We start from the raw sequence: 18,979 nt of genomic DNA on the forward strand, positions 1-18,979 counted from the left end.
AAATCTAAAATTTAGAATTGGGATTTTATAGTATGTAAAAAGAGCTATTATCGTAAGCTGGCTCCAAGTTCAGTTTCAAAATTATTTTGCAGTTTGCTCATAATTTTATCAATTTGCGTATCGGTCAGAGTTTTAGAACTGTCTTGAATAGTAAAACTTAGCGCGTATGATTTTTTGCCTTCAGGAAGATTTTTCCCTTCATACACATCAAATAAATTAATGTCTTTTAAGAGTGCTTTCTCTGTTTGGCGTGCAATATTGTAAATGCTGTCATAGGTTACGTTTTGATCAATTAGCAACGCTAAATCTCTACGAACTTCAGGGTATTTAGGAATCTCAGTATATTTTATCTTAGTTGAAATCAATTTCAAAATCAAAGCCCAGTTAAAATCTGCAAAAAATACTTCTTGTTTGATTCCGAAATGTTTTAATATTGATTTTTTAACTACTCCTAATTCTACCAGTATTTCGGTTCCAACGCTAATAGCAATCCCCTCAGAAAACACATCCGAAGTTACAGGTACATTTTGTGTTTTTTGAATGCCTAATCTGGAAAGGATTCCATTCACATATCCTTTGAATAAAAAGAAATCAGATGGTTTTTGAGCGCTAGTCCAATTTTCTTGATTTCTATTTCCGGAAAGGAATAAAGTCAAATGCTTTTTCTCTTCGTAACCGGCAAGATAGTTATGGTACGTTTTTCCAAATTCAAATAATTTCAAATCAGCATTTTTGCGATTGATATTATATGAGATTGCTTCTAGTCCGGAAAACAACAAAGATTGACGCATGGTAGCTAAATCTGCACTTAACGGATTTAACATTGTCACATTGTTTGCTGGATTCAAAACTTCTGAAAGTTCAACATAAGACGCAGTAGTCAATGAGTTTGCCATCATTTCATTAAATCCTTGAGAATTTAACTGCGTAGCAATCACATTTTGTATTTTGTAGTCTTCATTTCTTGGAGAATTAGAAACCGTGGCATTTAGTTTTTTAGAAAAATCAATGTTGTTGTATCCATATACTCTCAAAATTTCTTCAATAACATCTATTTCTCTCTGAACGTCAACGCGGTAAGAAGGAATAGTCAATCCTAATCCTGCATCTGAAACGCTGTTTACTTTAATGTCCAATGAAACTAATATTTTCTTAATAGTGTCTTTCGGTAATTCCTGTCCAATAATTTTAGCTACTTTACTGAAGTTTAAAAACACAGAAAAGTCTTCAATTTTCTTTGGGTACACATTAACAACATCTGATGTTATTTCTCCGCCGGCAACCTCTTGAATTAATAAAGCTGCACGTTTCAATGCGTATTCAGTAATAGTTGGGTCAATTCCTCTTTCAAAACGGAAAGAAGCATCAGTGTTTAATTGATGTCTTTTGGCAGTTTTACGAATGCTTACCGGATTGAAATAAGCACTTTCTAAAAATATAGAATTGGTGCTTTCTGAAACTCCAGATTTTTTTCCGCCAAAAACTCCTGCAATACACAAAGGTCCTTTCTCGTCACAAATCATTAAATCCTCTTCGTGTAAAGTTCTTTCAATATCGTCAAGTGTAGTAAATTTTGTTCCCGCAGGAAGTGTTTGAACTACTATTTTACCGTTAACTTTTGAAGCGTCAAAGGCGTGAAGCGGCTGACCTAATTCGTGCAAAACGTAATTAGTTACATCGACAATATTGTTTTTTGGATTCAATCCAATAGCTTTCAATCTGTTTTGCAACCAAGCTGGTGAAGGTTTTACTTCAATGCCTGAAATTGTCACTCCGCAATATCTTGGAGCTAGTTTAGGTTCTTTTACGTCAATATCAATTTTCAAAGTTCTTTTATCCACTCTGAAATTGCTCACTGATGGTGTAATCAATTCTACGTTTACACCGCTTTGCAACATTCCTGCTCTCAAATCACGTGCAGTCCCTAAATGACTCATTGCATCGGCACGATTGGGTGTTAAACCAATTTCGAAAACTTCGTCATTTTCAATTTTGAAAACCGTTGCAGCAGGAGTTCCAGGCATTAATGCATCGTCCAATATCATAATTCCATCATGGCTTTCACCAAGACCTAATTCATCTTCGGCACAAATCATTCCGTGGCTTTCCTGTCCGCGAATTTTTCCTTTTTTGATTGAAAAAGCAACACCTTCCTTATCGTATAATGTAGTTCCAATTGTGGCAACTGGTACTTTTTGTCCCGCAGCAACATTACTGGCGCCGCAAACAATCTGTACAGGAACGCCATTTCCTAAATCTACGGTAGTTATTTTTAATCTGTCGGCATCAGGATGTTGGATACAGGTAAGAACATGTCCCACAACAATGCCTTCTAATCCGCCTTTTACCGATTGGTATTTGTCAACAATCTCTACTTCCAGACCTAAATCGGTAAGTAGTGCTGCAGTTTCTTCGGATTTCCAGTCTATTTTAATGAATTGTTTTAACCAGTTGTAAGATATTTTCATCTGTCAATTTTAATGAGAATGCAAATATAAGGATTGCAGTTTGGAGAAAGAAACAATTTTTTTGGTTTTTTATAACTGATTTGGTGTATTAAGTAAGAATTTAAAATAAGAATTCAATACTATTAGTTGTAAATAAATATGAATTAAATAATAAATTTAGGTTAAAAAAACTAATATGAAAATTTAATGCTATTAGTTGAATGAATTGTGCTATTCTAAGAATAAGGATGAGGGTATATTTGATAAAACATAAAAAGATAACGACATGGATAACGTGGTAAAAAGACCTGATTTTAAGGCAACATATGATAATTATATAGGTGGCAAATTTGTTGCTCCAATAGGTGGGCAGTATTTTGACGTGGTTTCTCCGGTTGACGGGAAAGTATTTACAAGAGCTGCGCATTCCACTAAAGTAGATTTAGATTTAGCTGTTGATACTGCGTATGAAGCTTTCCAGACGTGGGGAAAAACATCTGTTACGGAACGCAGTAATTTATTGAATAAAATTGCTCAGGTTATGGAAGATAACCTAGAATATCTTGCAACTGTGGAAACTATTGACAACGGAAAAGCCATTCGTGAAACTTTAGCTGCCGATATGCCTTTGGCAATTGATCACTTCAGATATTTTGCAGGTGTAATTCGTGCTGAGGAAAGTTCCATCGCCGAATTGGATTCGCAAACTGTTTCCATCGCTTTAAGCGAACCTTTGGGCGTAATTGCTCAAATTATTCCTTGGAATTTTCCTATTTTAATGGCTGTTTGGAAACTGGCGCCAGCATTAGCGGCAGGAAATACCGTAGTTTTAAAACCAGCAGAAAGTACGCCAATCTCCATTATGGTTTTGATGGAATTGATTGGTGATATTTTGCCTCCAGGAGTTATAAATATTGTTAATGGTTTTGGTGCTGAACTTGGAAGAGCTTTGGTAACCAATAAAAAAGTGTCAAAGGCAGCTTTTACAGGTTCTACAACAACCGGTCGTTTAGTGATGCAATATGCTACTGAAAATATTATTCCGGTAACTTTAGAACTTGGAGGAAAATCCCCAAATATTTTCATGAAGTCCGTTGGTGATGCTGATGATGATTTCTTTGACAAAGCAATTGAAGGTGCGGTAATGTTTGCTTTGAATCAAGGAGAAATTTGTACTTGTCCGTCCAGATTATTAGTTCACGAAGATATTTATGATAAATTCATCGCGCGAGTAATTGAAAGAACAGCTGCAATCAAATTGGGAAATCCTTTAGACAGAACCACTATGATGGGAGCGCAGGCTTCTTTGGTTCAAAAAGAAAAAATTCTGACTTATATTAAATTAGGAAAAGAAGAAGGTGCGGAAGTTTTAATTGGAGGCGAAGAAAATCATTTGGAAGGAAATTTAGCCGGAGGTTATTATATCAAACCAACGCTTTTCAAAGGACACAATAAAATGCGTATTTTTCAAGAAGAGATTTTTGGACCGGTTTTAGCAGTTACCACTTTCAAAACTACTGAAGAAGCTATTGCTATTGCAAATGATACGATGTATGGTCTGGGAGCCGGACTTTGGACACGTGATGCACACGAAATTTATCAGGTTCCAAGAGCGATTCAAGCAGGTCGTGTTTGGATTAATCAGTATCATTCTTATCCTGCGGGAGCTCCTTTTGGAGGTTATAAACAATCGGGTATTGGTCGTGAAAACCATAAAATGATGCTTGGACACTATCGTCAGACAAAAAACATGCTGATTTCTTATGACAAAAAGAAATTAGGTTTCTTTTAGTTAATTACTGATTATTGGTTAATCATAAACCTGGCAGATTGTATAATTTGTCAGGTTTTATTTTAAATTAAAAAAAATGATAAAAAGAATTGATGCCACAGAAAAAGCAATAGAATTAATCAAGATCCTAAAGGAAAAACACGGTGATTTGATGTTCTATCAAGCAGGAGGATGTTGCGAGGGAACGCAGCCACAATGTTTTGAAAAAGGCGGATTTTATCAGCGAATGGGTGATGTATGTATTGGTACAATTGAAGAAACTGAATTTTGGGTTGATAAAGATTTATTCGAATATTGGAAACATGCTCATTTTACTTTGGATGTAATTGATGCGTTTGGAGTGGGAGGATTTTCCTTAGAAACGCCATTGAAAAAAACATTCAGAATTGAATATAGAATTTTTACTCCGGAAGAAGAATTATCGCTTGAACCAGTGACATTTATTAAATAATCTAGTTTACATACAGTAATTGATATTGTTTTGGTGTAATTCCTTCATGTTTTTTAAACAAACGAATGAAGTAATTACAATCTTCAAATCCTGATAAGTAACAAACCTCATTGATTTGTATCGAAGGATTTTTCAGCAACTGTTTGGCGCATTTCATTTTTTCGCTAATCACAAATTCTATGGGGCTCATGCCTAATTCTCTTTTGAAAAAACGATAGAAAGAAGTTGTACTCATACAGGCTTTCTCGCTCAGATGTTTCATGCTTATATTTTCCTTCAAATTCAATCGGATGAATTCTACGACTTGTGTAATAGGATTTTTTGGATCGGCAAATAAACCGTCATCTATTGCTTTTGCAGTTTGTGTCTGAATAATTCGAATTAATAATTCCTGCAAAGTCAAATCGGCTAAAGCATCTTTAGTAATTGACGTGCTCATGCATTCTTTAATCAATTTATTAATCGTCGTTGCCAATTCCACATTGTTATAAAAGAAATAATTTTGGTAATTCAATTGCCAGAATTGGTCTTTTCCTTCTTTTGGGTAGCGTTCGTTTAAAAACTGTAAGGTATCGGTAATTTTAGTTTGGTCTATCGCCAAAGCCAAACACTGTGTAGGATTGTTTTTTGAAGCTTCCGGAAAATCGATTTTCATTTCCACATTCGAAGGAATCACAACAGTTTCACCCGGTAAATAGACAAAACTTGGATCGTCAAAAAGATGCATTATTTTTTTGCCTCGCAACATACTTGTAACCACCAAATCATTAAATTTCAAAGGAACTAATGCTGAAGATTCATACGTTTCAAAAAGGTTCAGTTCACAATGGTTTAAAGAGTAAACGGTTCTGTTTTCAACTAATGTTTTTAACGATTTCTCGTTTGATAAATGCGGTGGATTTATAAAAGCGCGGTTACTATTCATAGTTTTAAACTTTAAAAAGGCAAAGCTTAAATTTAATGAAAATAATTAGAACCGGAACACTGTTTAACAAAATTTAAATTAATTCTTCCACATGTTTTTTGATGTTCTCCGCAATTTTATGAGTTGGTAAATCATTCTCATCGCTTCCAAAAGGATCTTCAATTTCCTCAGCAATTAGCTCTAAACTTGCCAAAACATAAAAAATAAATACCACAACAGGAACAACATAATAACCCAAACTAAAGGAATATCCAAAAGGCAGTGTCATGACATAAAAGAAGATGAATTTTTTAAGGAAAGCACTGTAGGAGTAGGGAATAGGCGTGTTTTTGATTCGTTCGCAAGCACCACAAATATCAGTAAATGATTTTACTTCTTCGTTTAAAATAATCAGTTGATCACCAGTTATTTTTTTGGAATCGTATAAATCATTAATCTTCTGAAATAACATTTTAGCTACTTGATTGGGTTTGTGCTTGTGATGATCTATTTCTAAATCGACATCTTCAAACAATTGTTTGCTGGTATCATTATCATTCAAATGTTTATGCAAAATGGAAGCATAACCGGGAATCATTTTTCGGAAGTATTTACGATCTTTTTCATCGTGCAATATTGCCGATAATTTAATGGCAAAATTACGACTGTTGTTTACTAAAGCACCCCACATTTTGCGTCCTTCCCACCAACGGTCATAGGCAGTATTGGTTCTGAAAACTAGCAATAATGAAATCACGAAACCAAGCATTCCGTGCATGATTGTGATATTCTTTACATAACTGTTGTCAGCTAATTTCCAATATTCAACCTCTAAATAACCGATAACTCCAGAATAAATTCCAATAGCGAGCATTATTGGCATTAGTGTTCTAAAAGTGTCCGCTTTGTGGAAACGAAAAATAAAAGTAAACCAGTCTTTTGTATTATATGAAACCATTTAAGATACTATTTTTAGCAAAAGTAAATTAAAAATTAAGATTTCCTGCTAATTCTCGAAGCGCAATTTCAGATAATTTTCCTTGAAATTGTGCATTGCTGTAACGCACTTTGGCATTCACATAATTCAATTGAGCGGTTCTGAATTCTAAAGTAGTTATCGTCCCAATTCTGAATTTGTCTAAAGTAATATTTAGATTTTGTTTCGCAATCGATTCATTTTTTTCTTCTAAAGCAATCAATTCTAAATTAGTTAAATACGTTTGATAGGAAGTAGCTAATTGTGAGTTTAAAGCTAAATTTTGCTGATCTATATTTAATTTAGAATTTTCAATTTGAATTTTGGCAATTTTTTCATTTCGGTGCTGTGCAAAACCATCAAATATATTTAAGGAAGCACTAAAACCATAGTTCAAACCTCTGGATTGTGCTTGTGCCACAAACCCAAGACTCGATTGACTTTCTGAAAAATTGTAGGCGGTATTTACTCGAACAGTAGGATAACGTGCCGCTTTAATTTGTTTTAATTCTAATTCAGCTACTCTTTTATTGATGATTTGGGCTTCTAATTGTGGGTTTTGTTTTTCAGCTAAAGCAGTAAGTTCCGGCAGTAATAATAATCCATCTACTTGAAGTTGATCAATTACTTTGAAATCAGTGGCAACATCTCTGGCCAATAGTTGGTTTAATAAAATCTTGCTATTAGCGTACAATTCTTTTTGTCTTAACAATGCAACCTGATCGGTATTCAAATCTACTTGAGCATTCAAAACTTCTAATTTAGAGGCTTTTCCAATGGTAAACCTGTTTTGTGCCAAAGTCAATCGCTGGTTTGAAATAACAATTGTAGAATCCAAAGCGGCCAATTGCTGCTGTTGTTGAACCAAATTATAATATGCAGCATTCACGTCGCTGATTCGTGTGATTACAGTCAGTTTTAGTTGTGCTTCACCTAATTTTTGCAATTCTTTCAACTGATCCAGTCTGGCAAACATTCGCATTCCATCAAAAATAGTCCAATCCAATCCGACACCATACGTTAAACTATTGTTTTTAGCATTGTCTAATTCGGTTTCTGTTCCGTCCTGACGCGTTTGTGAACTATTCTGAATGCTGTTGTTATCCACAACAGTTGCAGTAACTGTGGGCAACATTCCTGCATTTCCAATGGCTACATTTGTTTTTTCAATGGTTAAATTGTTGGTGGCAATTTTTATTTCGTAATTGTTTTCCAATGCAATTTTTACTGCGCTTTCCAATGTCAAAACTTCTTGCGCATTGGTTTTAACTACACAAAATAAGAGTAGTATAAAGCTCTGAAATAGTATTTTAGTATGTGTCATAATTATATTTTTTAGCCACGAATCAATGAGTTTTATATGAAAATTAGATAAATCTATTTAATTCGCGTCATCAGCGTTCCATTCAAATTATTTAACTTCTTTTTCATATTCTTCAATATGATCAAACTCAGGATAATGTTTTCTGGCTTTAGACCACATTAAATACATTGCAGGAATAACGAATAACGTTAAAACCAAAGAGAAAATAGTTCCTCCAACAATTACAACTCCCATCCCAATTCTACTGGTTGAAGCTGCTCCAAGTGACATAGCAATTGGTAATGCTCCTAATGAAATAGCCAAACTTGTCATTAAAATAGGTCGTAATCTCGCTTCCGAAGCTTCTAAAATAGCTTCCATTTTTGGTTTCCCTTGTTCTCGAAGCTGATTCGCAAATTCGACAATTAAGATTCCGTTCTTGGTTACCAAACCAATAAGCATTACAGTTCCAATTTGGCTGAAAATATTCCAAGTCTGGTCAAACAACCATAATGAGAATAGTGCTCCTGCAACTGCCATTGGAACGGTTAAAATAATAATAAAAGGATCAATAAAGCTTTCAAATTGTGCCGCTAAAATCAAAAATATTAATACCAAAGCCAATCCGAATGCAAAAGCAGTATTCGAACTACTTTCAACAAAATCTCTGGATTCTCCACCTAAATCTGTGGTAAAGGTATCGTCAAGAACTTTAGCTTTAATTTCGTTCATCGCATCAATTCCATCGCTGATACTCTTGCCTGGAGCGAGACCTGCAGAAACAGTAGCGGCCATGTAACGATTGTTGTGGTACAATTGTGGCGGATTACTTTTTTCTTCAATAGTTACCACATTGTCCATTTGGATTAATTGTCCCAAATTATTTTTGACATACATTGATGTCAAATCCAATGGTTTCGAACGGTCTTTTTGGTCAAATTGTCCAATAACCTGATACTGTTTTCCATTTCTCATGAAATAACCAAAACGTTGTCCGCTTAAGGAAAGCTGTAAGGTTTGCGCAATATCAATAACTGAAATTCCTAAACTTTCGGCTTTTTCTCTGTCAATGGTTACATTAACTTCTGGTTTGTTGAATTTTAAATTGACATCACTAACCGCAAAAGTTGGGTTCTTAGCTACTTCATCCATAAAAACAGGAATTTTTTCTTCTAGTTTTTTAAAGTTTGGCGCTTGAATGATGTATTGAATCGGCAATCCACCGCGTCTGTTTACGGCAATTGTTGGTTGCTCAATTACGGACGTTTTTGCATCTGGATATTGTTTGGTCCATTTGGTTAATTTCTCTGCAATTTCTTTTTGAGAATCTTTTCTTTCATCAGGTTGAACCAATGATACCCGAATAAAACCACTATTTACGGATGAAGATCCAAAACCAGGAGACGTAATAACTAAGGCTACTTTTTTACCGGGAATCGAGTCATCCACTAATTGAGATACTTCCTGCATAAAGCGATCTGTATATTCATAAGAAGAACCTTCGGGTGTAGACATACGCAATACAAAACCACTACGGTCATCATAAGGTGCGGTTTCTTTTTGCAAAAGGTTGAAAAACAAATAAATTAATCCAAAACAAGCAATCAAAATAGGGAAACTCAACCATTTTTTCTTCATAAAACGGTCTAATGCACTGGCGTAACCACTGTTTAGTTTTTGGAAATAAGGTTCTGTACGAATGTAGAATTTTGATTTTTTTTGTTCGCCGCCTTTCATTAAATAGGCGTTTAACATTGGTGTTAATGTCAACGATACAAAAGCTGAAATTAATACCGCAGCACCTATGACGACGCCAAATTCCCTAAACAATCGCCCGACAAATCCTTCGAGGAAAATCACAGGAAGAAATACCGCTGCTAAGGTTATCGAAATCGAAATTACCGCAAAGAATATTTCGTTAGATCCTTTGATAGCAGCCTCGATAGGCGTCATTCCTTCTTCTACTTTTTTGAAAATATTCTCGGTGACTACAATTCCATCATCGACCACCAATCCTGTTGCCAAAACGATAGCCAATAAAGTCAATACATTAATGGAAAACCCGAAAAGCCACATGATAAAGAAAGTAGCAATCAACGAAACTGGAATATCAATCAATGGTCTAAAGGCAATCGCCCAATCCCTAAAGAATAAATAGATAATCAAAATCACCAGAATTATTGAAATTCCCAATGTTTCAGCAACTTCGATAACTGATTTTTTTACAAAAATAGTATTGTCAATGGCAATATTAAGTTTAATATCTTTTGGTAAATCCTTTTTTAAACGTTCGAATTCTTTGTAGAAAGCAGTAGAAATATCCAAATAATTAGCTCCTGGAAGTGGTACGATAGCAACACCAACTAAGGGCGTACCTGATTGCGTCATTTTGGTTTCCGTATTTTCTGGTCCAAGACTTGCTAATCCCACATCGCTAAAACGAACTACTTTTTCCCCTTCGGTACGAATAATAATATTGTTAAATTCTTCAGCTGTAGAAAGGTTTCCCACTGTTTTTACCGTCAATTCGGTATTGTCTCCAGTTAGTTTTCCAGAAGGCAATTCTACATTTTGTTTGTTCAATGCATCTCTCACTTCAGAAACGGTGCAACCATAAGCAGCTAGTTTTATGGGATCAATCCACAGACGCATTGCGTATCTTTTTTGTCCCCAAATTTGGACACCACTCACACCGGGAATCGTTTCTAGACGTTGTGAAATTACATTTTCGGCGTAATCGCTTAATTCTAATGCGTTTCTCGTATCACTTTGAACTGTCATTGAAATAATTGCCTCACCATTGGCATCAGCCTTAGAAACTACAGGCGGAGAGTCGATATCTTGTGGAAGGTTTCTAACGGCTTGAGAAACTTTATCTCGCACATCATTTGCGGCTTCTTCCAGATCTTTGTCCAGATTAAACTCGATGGTGATGTTACTGCTTCCTTGCGCACTCGAAGAAGTGACATTTCTAATCCCATCAATGGAATTGATTGCTTTTTCTAACGGTTCTGTAATTTGTGACTCAATAATATCAGCATTTGCGCCGGCATATCGAGTACTGATGGAAACTTGTGCAGGATCAATCGATGGAAATTCTCGAACGCCCAGGAAGGTGTAGCCAATGATTCCAAACAATACGATGGATAAATTGATTACTATTGTAAATACGGGTCTTCTAATACTTGTTGTAGATAAACTCATTTAGATTTTAGATTTTTGATTGCTGATTTTAGATTGTAGATGGCTCTGAAGGAATCTAATATCTCAATCTATTTAATTTTAACGGTCACCGGAGTTTCATTTTTTAGAGACATAACACCACTGGTAATAATGGTATCACCTGCTTTCAAACCCGAAAGTACTAAAATAGAAGCATCCGTTCTTGTGGCAGTTTCTATCATCACTTCTTTGGCTTGACCATTGCTGGAGATGAAAACTTTTTTACCGTTTTGCACCGGAATAATAGCTTCTGTAGGTACAACGATGGCATCTTTTATGATGTCCAAAGGCAATTCGACATCAGCAAATGTTCCCGGTAATAATTTTCCGTTTTTATTTTCGGCAATCGCACGAACTTGTAATGTTCTGGTCGCTACGGCAACTTCTGGTTCAATAGCATATACTTTAGCGGTATATTTTTCAGTAGAACCCGAAACGGTAAAAGTGATATAGGTATTCGTTTTTACTTGACTGGCGTATTTTTCAGGGATTGAAAAAGTGATCTTTAATTTTCCTGTATTTACTAGTTTCGCTACCAAAATTGTAGGTGTAATGTAGGTTCCCGGCGAAATAGAACGCAATCCGATTCTTCCTGAGAATGGTGCTCTAACCGATGTTTTTGCAATTTGTGCTTTTATCAACTGACTTTGTGCTTGTGCAGATTTTAAATCGGCTCTGGCCAAATCATATTCTTCCTGACTGATGGCTTCTTTTTGTAATAACAATTTAGCTCTTCTTTCGTTTTCCGAAGCCAATCCTTCTCTGGTTGACGTTTGTCTCAATTGTGCTCTTAATTCTAAATCATTTACTTTAAAAAGTAGCTGTCCTTTGCTTACATTACTTCCTTCCTGAAAATAAATAGCCTCTACAATTCCAGAAACTTCACTGCGAATTTCTACTTGTTCATTGGCTTCAATTGAACCTGAAAGGGATAAGTTATTGTCAAAAGTTTGTGGGATTGCCACAATTCCGTTAACGCTCATGGATTTGCCTTTTCCTTTTTGATCTTTCGAATCGGCATTTTTATTTTTGTTTTCTGTGATTCGGTAGCCAATAAATCCAATGATTCCAATGGTCAACAAGGCATAAACTAGGTATTTGATTTTCATAGGTATAGAGTAATGTAGGATTAGGTTTCAGTAATTTTAGTTAAAAACAAATTTAGGTTTTAGAAATGGCAATTATGATCTTGTTAATTTTTATTTAACGTTTGTACATACAAATATTAACATTTAGAAAATACAAGATTTACAAATGAATGCAAGCAATAACAACCTCTAATTAGTAGAGACTGCTAAAAATGAAAATGGTTTAATCAAGAATTGAAAAAAGAAACCTTTTTTAAGAAAATAAATTTAGTAGCTTAATTTTAAACAGATAAAAAATGCACATCACGTATTGAATTAACTAATATAATTCCAGATGTTTTTCTTTTTGGTCATTTCGATAAAAACAGCTCTCAAAGCAGTATGCTCCGGTTTTTGCATTCCCGCATCTTCCTTAAGTAATTTTAAAGCATAATTTCTGGCTAATGCCAAAGTATCTCTGTCTCGAACCAAATCGGCAATTTGAAGATTAAGTACGCCACTTTGTTGGGTTCCCATTAAATCTCCCGGACCGCGAAGCTTCAAATCAACTTCGGCAATTTCGAAACCATCGTTCGTTTGCACCATTGTTTCCATTCGGGTTTTACTATCGGAACTTAATTTATGGCTCGTCATCAGGATGCAATAACTTTGTTCCGCGCCACGACCCACGCGACCGCGAAGCTGATGCAGTTGCGATAATCCAAAACGTTCCGCACTTTCAATAATCATCACACTGGCGTTCGGAACATTCACGCCAACTTCAATTACGGTTGTAGCTACCATAATATTGGTTTTTCCTTCTGAAAAGCGTTTCATTTCGGCATCTTTATCCGCCGGTTTCATCTTTCCGTGAAGTATGGAAATTGAATATTGCGGCAACGGAAAATCTCTGGAAATACTTTCGTAACCGTCCATCAAATCCTTGAAATCCATTTTCTCCGATTCTTGGATTAACGGATACACAATATAGATTTGGCGTCCCAAAGCGATTTCGTCCCGAAGGAATTTCCAAACCTTTAATCTGTTGCTGTCAAAACGGTGTACGGTCTGAATTGGTTTTCGTCCTGGAGGCAATTCATCAATCACTGAAATGTCTAAATCGCCATACAAACTCATCGCCAAAGTTCTGGGAATAGGCGTTGCAGTCATCACCAAAACGTGTGGCGGAATCACATTTTTCTTCCACAATTTAGAGCGTTGTTCTACGCCAAAACGGTGTTGTTCATCAATTACAGCCAGTCCTAAATTCTTGAATTTTACTTTATCTTCCAGTAAAGCATGCGTTCCGATGAGAATGTGTAACGTTCCGTTTTCCAGTTCTTCATGGATAATTCTGCGTTGTGCTATTTTGGTGGAACCCGTTAGGATTCTGATATTTATATTTAACGTTTCTGCTAATTCGGATAAACCAACAAAATGCTGATTCGCCAAAATTTCCGTTGGTGCCATTAAGCACGCTTGAAAACCATTATCAAGCGCCAAAAGCATGCTCATAAAAGCAACAATTGTTTTTCCGGAACCTACATCGCCTTGCAGCAAACGGTTCATTTGGGCGTTGCTTCCCATGTCGGTTCGTATTTCTTTGATAACTCTTTTTTGGGCATTTGTCAATTGAAAAGGCAAATGATTCTGATAAAAATCATTGAAATATTCGCCCACTGTACTGAACGGATGCCCTTTTATTTTATGTTTCCTAATCAGATTTTTAGTAATTAATTGCAACTGAATAAAGAACAATTCTTCGAATATTAATCGGAATTTGGCTTTCGCCAAAACGTCTGCGCTTTTTGGAAAATGAATGTTGAATAAAGCTGCTTTTTTAGGAATCAGCTTCAATTCGTTGATTAAATAATCCGGTAAGGTTTCCGTAAACAATGCTTGCGTTTCAAGAAACAATTGTTGCATCAGTTTATTAATCACTCGGTTTGAAATCCCACGATTGGTCAAGGTTTCTGTCGAAGGATAAACCGGTTGCATCGCCGAACGCAGACTTTGTTCATGTTCGCTCATCAATTCAATTTCCGGATGCGCCATATTGAACGCATTCCCAAAAGACGTACATTTTCCGAAAATCACACAGATTTCATTCAGCTTCAAACTCTCTCGAATCCATTTGTGACCCTGAAACCAAACGAGTTCCATTTGACCTGTATCATCCACAAAAGTAGCGACTAATCGTTTTTGGTTTCGTCCAAATTCTACTGTTTTTATGTTGATGATTTTACCGATAATCTGAACTTCGGCAATGTTGTTTTGCAGTTCGTTAATCTTGTAATACCGTGTTCTGTCAATGTATCTGTTTGGAAAAAAATTAACCAAATCCACGTACTTATAAATCCCCAATTCCTTACGCAGCAATTCGCCCCGATTGGGACCAACGCCTTTGAGGTATTCAATGGGAGTGAGTAGGAGGTTGCTCATTTAGTTTTTTTTGGACACGGATGAAACGGATTTGCTTCTCTCGACTTCGCTCGAGATGGCAAAACGCAGATTAAAACGGATTTTAATTCGATGGAGCGAAGATAGTTTTTTGTTTGGAAATTTGGAAATGGGAATGTTTGGAAATATCGTAGGAAAATATGTATATTTGAAAAAAAAAAGAATAAAAATAAAAATTCTAAAATCATATGAAATATAAAATTCAATACTTGTTACTACTTTTAACTATTGTAGGAATAAATTTCAATTTAAATGCCCAATCGCCAAAAATAACTATTGAAAGAACTGTTAATTCTGATAATAGTATTGTTTTGAGTTATAAAAAGGAAGAACCGGGTAGTTATTTTATTTATTTAAATTTTTCAAATGTTACAAATAGCTACGTTTCGAATTATAAAACCGTTATCGATGGTCATTCAGGCAATTTACTTACACTTAAGCCATCAAATAACAAGCAATCAGTAGGTTATGCATTACAGTATTATGTAATATTTGGTAAACCTAATCCAAAAGTCGACAGCTTGTTTCATTATGTTTTACCTTTTAAGAAAGGGAAAAAACATAATATTATTGAAGCTTCAAATTTAGGTGAAAAATATTTTGACCAAGTAAAACCTAAAAATTGGAAATCTTATGTAATCAATTCTACAACGCCAGATACAATTTGTAGTATGAGAAAAGGAATTGTCGTTAAAATTGATAATCAATATCAAAATTCTTCACGAGATATGATTTATACGAGCAAAAGAAATTCTATAACTGTAGAACATTCAGATGGAACAATAGCGATGTACAATGGATTTAAAAAAAATCTAATATTTGTAAAATTAGGTCAAACTGTCTATCCACAAACTGAATTAGGAGTAATAGATGAGTTTAATTCAAATGTTTACAGAGCAGATATTTCTATAGCTTTTTTATCTGATAAAAGTTTCAACTCTATTACTATGCAATCTTTGCAGAATTACAAAAGCAAGTATGAATTTGTAACTCCATATTTTGTAACTGAAAAGGGTGTAGAAAAATTAGTTTCCAATACAGAATATACGTCTGTTTGTAATGAAATAGTATTTTCAGAGGAATTAAGTCGATCCGAAAAGAAAAAATATCTTAAAAATCCAGCTTTATTTAAATAAAAACAAAAACATACTACCTTCGCAAAATAAAAAGCTTAAAAAATGACAACTCATCTCGCATTGCTTCGTGGTATTAATGTTTCCGGTCACAACATGATAAAAATGGAGGCGCTAAAAACGACTTTGGAAGCCATTGGTTTTCAAAATGTGCTAACATATATTCAATCGGGAAATGTTTTTGTGGAAACGGAGGAAGAAAGCCCTGCGAAGGTTGGTTTTCTAATCAAGCAGGAAATTTTCAAGGTTTTTGGTCATGAAGTGCCTATTGTGGTAATTGCCAAAGAAGACTTGGAAGCGTGTTTCAAGAACAATCCTTTTTTGAAGGAAAAAGATATTGATATTAAAAAGTTATACGTGGCTTTTATTTCTACGACCTTGCAAAGTACCAGTATCAATGATTTGAAAATTAGCCAATTCAAACCGGATGAAGCCAGTATTGACGGTAGCAGAATTTTTATTAAATATGCTGTTGGAGCCGGAAAGACTCGATTTGATCAAAAATACATTGAAAAAAAATTAAATGTTACCGCAACAATCCGCAATTGGAATACGGTGACGCAGCTACTGAAACTCTACGAGGGGAGATAAATAAGGACTTCACAAGTAATAAAATAAGCCACAGATTCTCCGATTTTTTTAAATCAGTTAATCTGTGGCTATTTATTTATAGGCAACCGAGAACCTATAAATAGTATCGTTTTATGCATTTTTTTTACTTTAGAAAAAAATAATTATAATTTGACGCAACCTTTTGCGAGAAGTAGCATCTAAAGAATATCTGTAAAATCTGATACATGAAAAAACAAATCATTCTTGTTGCTTTCCTTGCTATTTTCAGCTCCTGTTCAAAGGACGAAGCTGAAGCAATTGTTACTACGGATTTTTACGGAAAATGGACTTTGGTTGCGATGACAGGTTCTTTCCAAAATTCTGGAACTACAGGTGCAGCAATGGAATGGCAAGAATATTATTTGTTCAACACCAACGGAACTTTTACAAAATCCAGAGAAAGAAATGGGGTAACAACAACACTTTCCGGAACCTACACGACTACCAATCAATCAGACGGAATATTTTTTGAATTAACATATCCCAATGACAGCGAAATTATAGGAAGCTGTTACGGAAATCAAAAAGAAGGATTGTATTTAACGGACAATAATTCCTTATCCAGCACTTGGAGTTATTGCGATGGTCCCAGATTAAAGTATAAAAAGTAAATTATAAGTGCTTATTAAAAAACATTTTTCATAAAATTTAGTTTTGGTTAATTTTAGAATGATGAAGCACTTTTGCTAAAGAGTACTCAGAAGTTGAAAAACTTTTGGTGCTCTTTTTCTATTTTTAAACGAATAAAAGAAAGGGACTTTCAATAAAAATAGTAATTGGTACGCACAAAAAAATTATATTTACCTATTAATTCATTCATCCAAAACCTCGCTTTATTTTGCAAAACTCTAATATTTTAATGCTATGAATTTAAAACTTTCTTTTGTTTTTTCAGTTCTTTTTGTTTGTGCAGCAATAGCACAAAATGGAAATCCAAACGATTATTTATCGGCTCAATTCCATAAAGAGCGTAGAGAAGCCTTGCGTGCCAAAATGCCTAAGAATAGTGTGGCGGTATTTTTTGGTAATCCTATTAGGAACCGAGCCAATGATGTGGATTTTATCTACCATCAAGATCCTGATTTTTATTATTTAACAGGTTATAAAGAGCCGAATTCAGTTCTGGTAATTTTTTCGAACAATCAAACCAATAAAGATGGAAAGTCATTCAATGAATTGTTGTACGTTCAGGAAAAAAATCCAAGAGCGGAGCAATGGACAGGAGTGCGTTTAGGAACGGAAGGTGCCAAAAAAGAGTTGGGTTTTGAAAATGCTTTCAATGGAGCAGCGTTTTTAAATTCGGGGATTGATTATGCCAGTTTTGACACTGTTTTCTTTAAGGAATTTGAAGAAGATACCCGAAATTCGAAAAATGAAAAAGCCGATTTATACAAGTTAATTGGCGCCTTTAAATCCCAAATTGGCTACAATGAAAAAGTGAAATCTCAAATGGATTCAAATGTGCAAAACGAAATTAATACTAAAAAAAGCATCACTTCAAAAAAGGCCACTATAAATACCAAATCGATTTTGACGTATATGGCGAGTTTGCGTGAGAAAAAATCCAAAGAAGAGTTGGTTTTGTTGACAAAAGCCGTTCGAATTTCGGCTATGGGACAACGCGAAATTATGAAAGCGATGCATCCAGGAATGTCTGAAACTGAAATACAGGGAATTCACGAATTTGTTTATAAAAAGTACGGCAGCGAGTTTGAAGGTTATCCGTCAATCGTAGGCGCTGGAAACAACGGTTGTGTGTTGCATTATATTGAAAACAGCAAAATGAAAGTCGAAAATGATTTGGTTTTGATGGATTTAGGTGCTGAATATCATGGCTATACTGCCGATGTAACCCGAACGATTCCTGCTAACGGAAAATTTTCTACTGAGCAAAAGCTAATTTATGATTTAGTATATGATGCTCAAGAAGCGGGAATTGCTGCTGCTAAAATTGGAAATAATTTTAATGCACCAGATGCTGCGGCACGCAAAATAATCAGTGCCGGTTTAGTGAAACTAGGAATTGTTAAAACGGAACAAGAATCCCGTAAATATTTTCCGCACGGAACTTCGCATCACATTGGGTTAGATGTTCACGATCCGGGCTTGTACAATGCTTTTGAAGCAGATATGGTCGTTACTGTAGAACCGGGAATTTACATTCCTATCGGTAGTGATTGTGATAAAAAATGGTGGGGAATTGCGGTGCGAATTGAAGATGATATTTTGATTACTACAAATGGACCCGTAAATTTATCTGGAGAAGCGCCAAGAAAATCAAATGAAATTGAAGCACTTATGAATGAAAAAAGTGTTTTGGATACCTTCTTTGTACCAAGTTTAGATTAATTAATTTTCAAGTAATTAGATTAATTTCTTGTTGCTTTTTACTATTTAATAGCGATAGATTTGAATACGTAAGGAACCGTTCTAAGTTAATAATCACAAATTAACTTCGAACGGTTCTTTCTTTTTGTATTAAAATTTATATAAAAAGAATGCTTATCGAAAGTAAAGCTTAAGAAAATAAATACTTTTGCAAACGTTTTACTATTTGTATATTAATGATGAGCGAATAAGTGCTACTAAAAAATATTTAAGATAGTATTACA

Annotated in this window: 13 protein-coding genes; 6 read left to right on the forward strand and 7 right to left on the reverse strand. The window is 34.9% G+C overall.

Features of this window, described 5'->3' with window-relative positions; genetic code table 11:
* Window positions 1-47: 47 nt before the first annotated feature.
* On the reverse strand, window positions 48-2,468 hold the full coding sequence (gene pheT / locus Q1W72_RS16650) for a phenylalanine--tRNA ligase subunit beta (protein WP_302136556.1): 2,421 nt from the start codon (window positions 2,466-2,468) through the stop codon (window positions 48-50).
* A gap of 265 nt (window positions 2,469-2,733) precedes the next feature.
* Between pheT and Q1W72_RS16655 the strand changes: the two genes are divergently transcribed.
* Both Q1W72_RS16655 and Q1W72_RS16660 read left to right on the forward strand, forming a co-directional pair.
* A complete protein-coding gene (locus Q1W72_RS16655) occupies window positions 2,734-4,239 on the forward strand; it encodes an aldehyde dehydrogenase family protein (RefSeq protein ID WP_099715441.1) in 1,506 nt (501 codons plus the stop codon).
* Window positions 4,240-4,315: 76 nt separating this feature from the next.
* Window positions 4,316-4,690, forward strand: coding sequence for a DUF779 domain-containing protein (locus Q1W72_RS16660; RefSeq protein ID WP_302136558.1), 375 nt, complete (start codon window positions 4,316-4,318; stop codon window positions 4,688-4,690).
* A 1-nt stretch (window position 4,691) separates the two neighbouring features.
* Here Q1W72_RS16660 and Q1W72_RS16665 read toward each other — a convergent pair whose 3' ends face one another.
* From Q1W72_RS16665 to recG, 6 genes are all read right to left on the reverse strand, one after another.
* Window positions 4,692-5,615: an AraC family transcriptional regulator gene (locus Q1W72_RS16665; protein ID WP_282712903.1), complete on the reverse strand. Its 924-nt coding sequence runs from the start codon at window positions 5,613-5,615 to the stop codon at window positions 4,692-4,694.
* Window positions 5,616-5,688: 73 nt separating this feature from the next.
* The gene (locus Q1W72_RS16670; RefSeq protein WP_282712904.1) at window positions 5,689-6,552 is read right to left on the reverse strand and encodes a bestrophin family protein; all 864 of its coding nucleotides are present in this window, start codon (window positions 6,550-6,552) and stop codon (window positions 5,689-5,691) included.
* 28 nt (window positions 6,553-6,580) lie between these two features.
* Window positions 6,581-7,894 carry a TolC family protein gene (locus Q1W72_RS16675; protein WP_302136561.1) on the reverse strand — a complete coding sequence of 438 codons (1,314 nt, stop codon included), beginning with the start codon at window positions 7,892-7,894 and terminating at the stop codon, window positions 6,581-6,583.
* An 87-nt stretch (window positions 7,895-7,981) separates the two neighbouring features.
* Window positions 7,982-11,077: an efflux RND transporter permease subunit gene (locus tag Q1W72_RS16680; protein ID WP_099715445.1), complete on the reverse strand. Its 3,096-nt coding sequence runs from the start codon at window positions 11,075-11,077 to the stop codon at window positions 7,982-7,984.
* A gap of 68 nt (window positions 11,078-11,145) precedes the next feature.
* Complete coding sequence (locus tag Q1W72_RS16685) at window positions 11,146-12,204, reverse strand: efflux RND transporter periplasmic adaptor subunit (protein WP_099715446.1); 1,059 nt, start codon at window positions 12,202-12,204, stop codon at window positions 11,146-11,148.
* Window positions 12,205-12,498: 294 nt separating this feature from the next.
* Window positions 12,499-14,604, reverse strand: coding sequence for an ATP-dependent DNA helicase RecG (recG, locus tag Q1W72_RS16690; protein ID WP_099715447.1), 2,106 nt, complete (start codon window positions 14,602-14,604; stop codon window positions 12,499-12,501).
* Window positions 14,605-14,810: 206 nt separating this feature from the next.
* On the opposite strand from recG, the gene Q1W72_RS16695 reads away from it, so the two are divergent.
* The 4 genes from Q1W72_RS16695 (at window position 14,811) to Q1W72_RS16710 (ending at window position 18,716) form a co-directional block, all read left to right on the forward strand.
* On the forward strand, window positions 14,811-15,758 hold the full coding sequence (locus Q1W72_RS16695; protein WP_099715448.1) for a hypothetical protein: 948 nt from the start codon (window positions 14,811-14,813) through the stop codon (window positions 15,756-15,758).
* Between the two features lie 42 nt (window positions 15,759-15,800).
* Window positions 15,801-16,346 (forward strand): DUF1697 domain-containing protein, encoded by a 546-nt coding sequence (locus Q1W72_RS16700; protein ID WP_099715449.1) that lies wholly within the window; start codon window positions 15,801-15,803, stop codon window positions 16,344-16,346.
* Window positions 16,347-16,552: 206 nt separating this feature from the next.
* The gene (locus Q1W72_RS16705; RefSeq protein WP_099715450.1) at window positions 16,553-16,978 is read left to right on the forward strand and encodes a hypothetical protein; all 426 of its coding nucleotides are present in this window, start codon (window positions 16,553-16,555) and stop codon (window positions 16,976-16,978) included.
* A gap of 253 nt (window positions 16,979-17,231) precedes the next feature.
* Window positions 17,232-18,716: an aminopeptidase P N-terminal domain-containing protein gene (locus Q1W72_RS16710; RefSeq protein ID WP_099715451.1), complete on the forward strand. Its 1,485-nt coding sequence runs from the start codon at window positions 17,232-17,234 to the stop codon at window positions 18,714-18,716.
* The last annotated feature ends 263 nt before the right edge of the window (window positions 18,717-18,979 follow it).

Source organism: Flavobacterium sp. ZE23DGlu08 (genome assembly GCF_030505335.1).
Lineage (GTDB): Bacteria > Bacteroidota > Bacteroidia > Flavobacteriales > Flavobacteriaceae > Flavobacterium > Flavobacterium algoritolerans.

Coding starts and splice junctions, on each gene's coding strand:
- pheT (WP_302136556.1), bottom strand. CDS start 2,468: ATGAAAATATCTTACAACTGGTTAAAACAATTCATTAAAATAGACTGG.
- Q1W72_RS16655 (WP_099715441.1), top strand. CDS start 2,734: ATGGATAACGTGGTAAAAAGACCTGATTTTAAGGCAACATATGATAAT.
- Q1W72_RS16660 (WP_302136558.1), top strand. CDS start 4,316: ATGATAAAAAGAATTGATGCCACAGAAAAAGCAATAGAATTAATCAAG.
- Q1W72_RS16665 (WP_282712903.1), bottom strand. CDS start 5,615: ATGAATAGTAACCGCGCTTTTATAAATCCACCGCATTTATCAAACGAG.
- Q1W72_RS16670 (WP_282712904.1), bottom strand. CDS start 6,552: ATGGTTTCATATAATACAAAAGACTGGTTTACTTTTATTTTTCGTTTC.
- Q1W72_RS16675 (WP_302136561.1), bottom strand. CDS start 7,894: ATGACACATACTAAAATACTATTTCAGAGCTTTATACTACTCTTATTT.
- Q1W72_RS16680 (WP_099715445.1), bottom strand. CDS start 11,077: ATGAGTTTATCTACAACAAGTATTAGAAGACCCGTATTTACAATAGTA.
- Q1W72_RS16685 (WP_099715446.1), bottom strand. CDS start 12,204: ATGAAAATCAAATACCTAGTTTATGCCTTGTTGACCATTGGAATCATT.
- recG (WP_099715447.1), bottom strand. CDS start 14,604: ATGAGCAACCTCCTACTCACTCCCATTGAATACCTCAAAGGCGTTGGT.
- Q1W72_RS16695 (WP_099715448.1), top strand. CDS start 14,811: ATGAAATATAAAATTCAATACTTGTTACTACTTTTAACTATTGTAGGA.
- Q1W72_RS16700 (WP_099715449.1), top strand. CDS start 15,801: ATGACAACTCATCTCGCATTGCTTCGTGGTATTAATGTTTCCGGTCAC.
- Q1W72_RS16705 (WP_099715450.1), top strand. CDS start 16,553: ATGAAAAAACAAATCATTCTTGTTGCTTTCCTTGCTATTTTCAGCTCC.
- Q1W72_RS16710 (WP_099715451.1), top strand. CDS start 17,232: ATGAATTTAAAACTTTCTTTTGTTTTTTCAGTTCTTTTTGTTTGTGCA.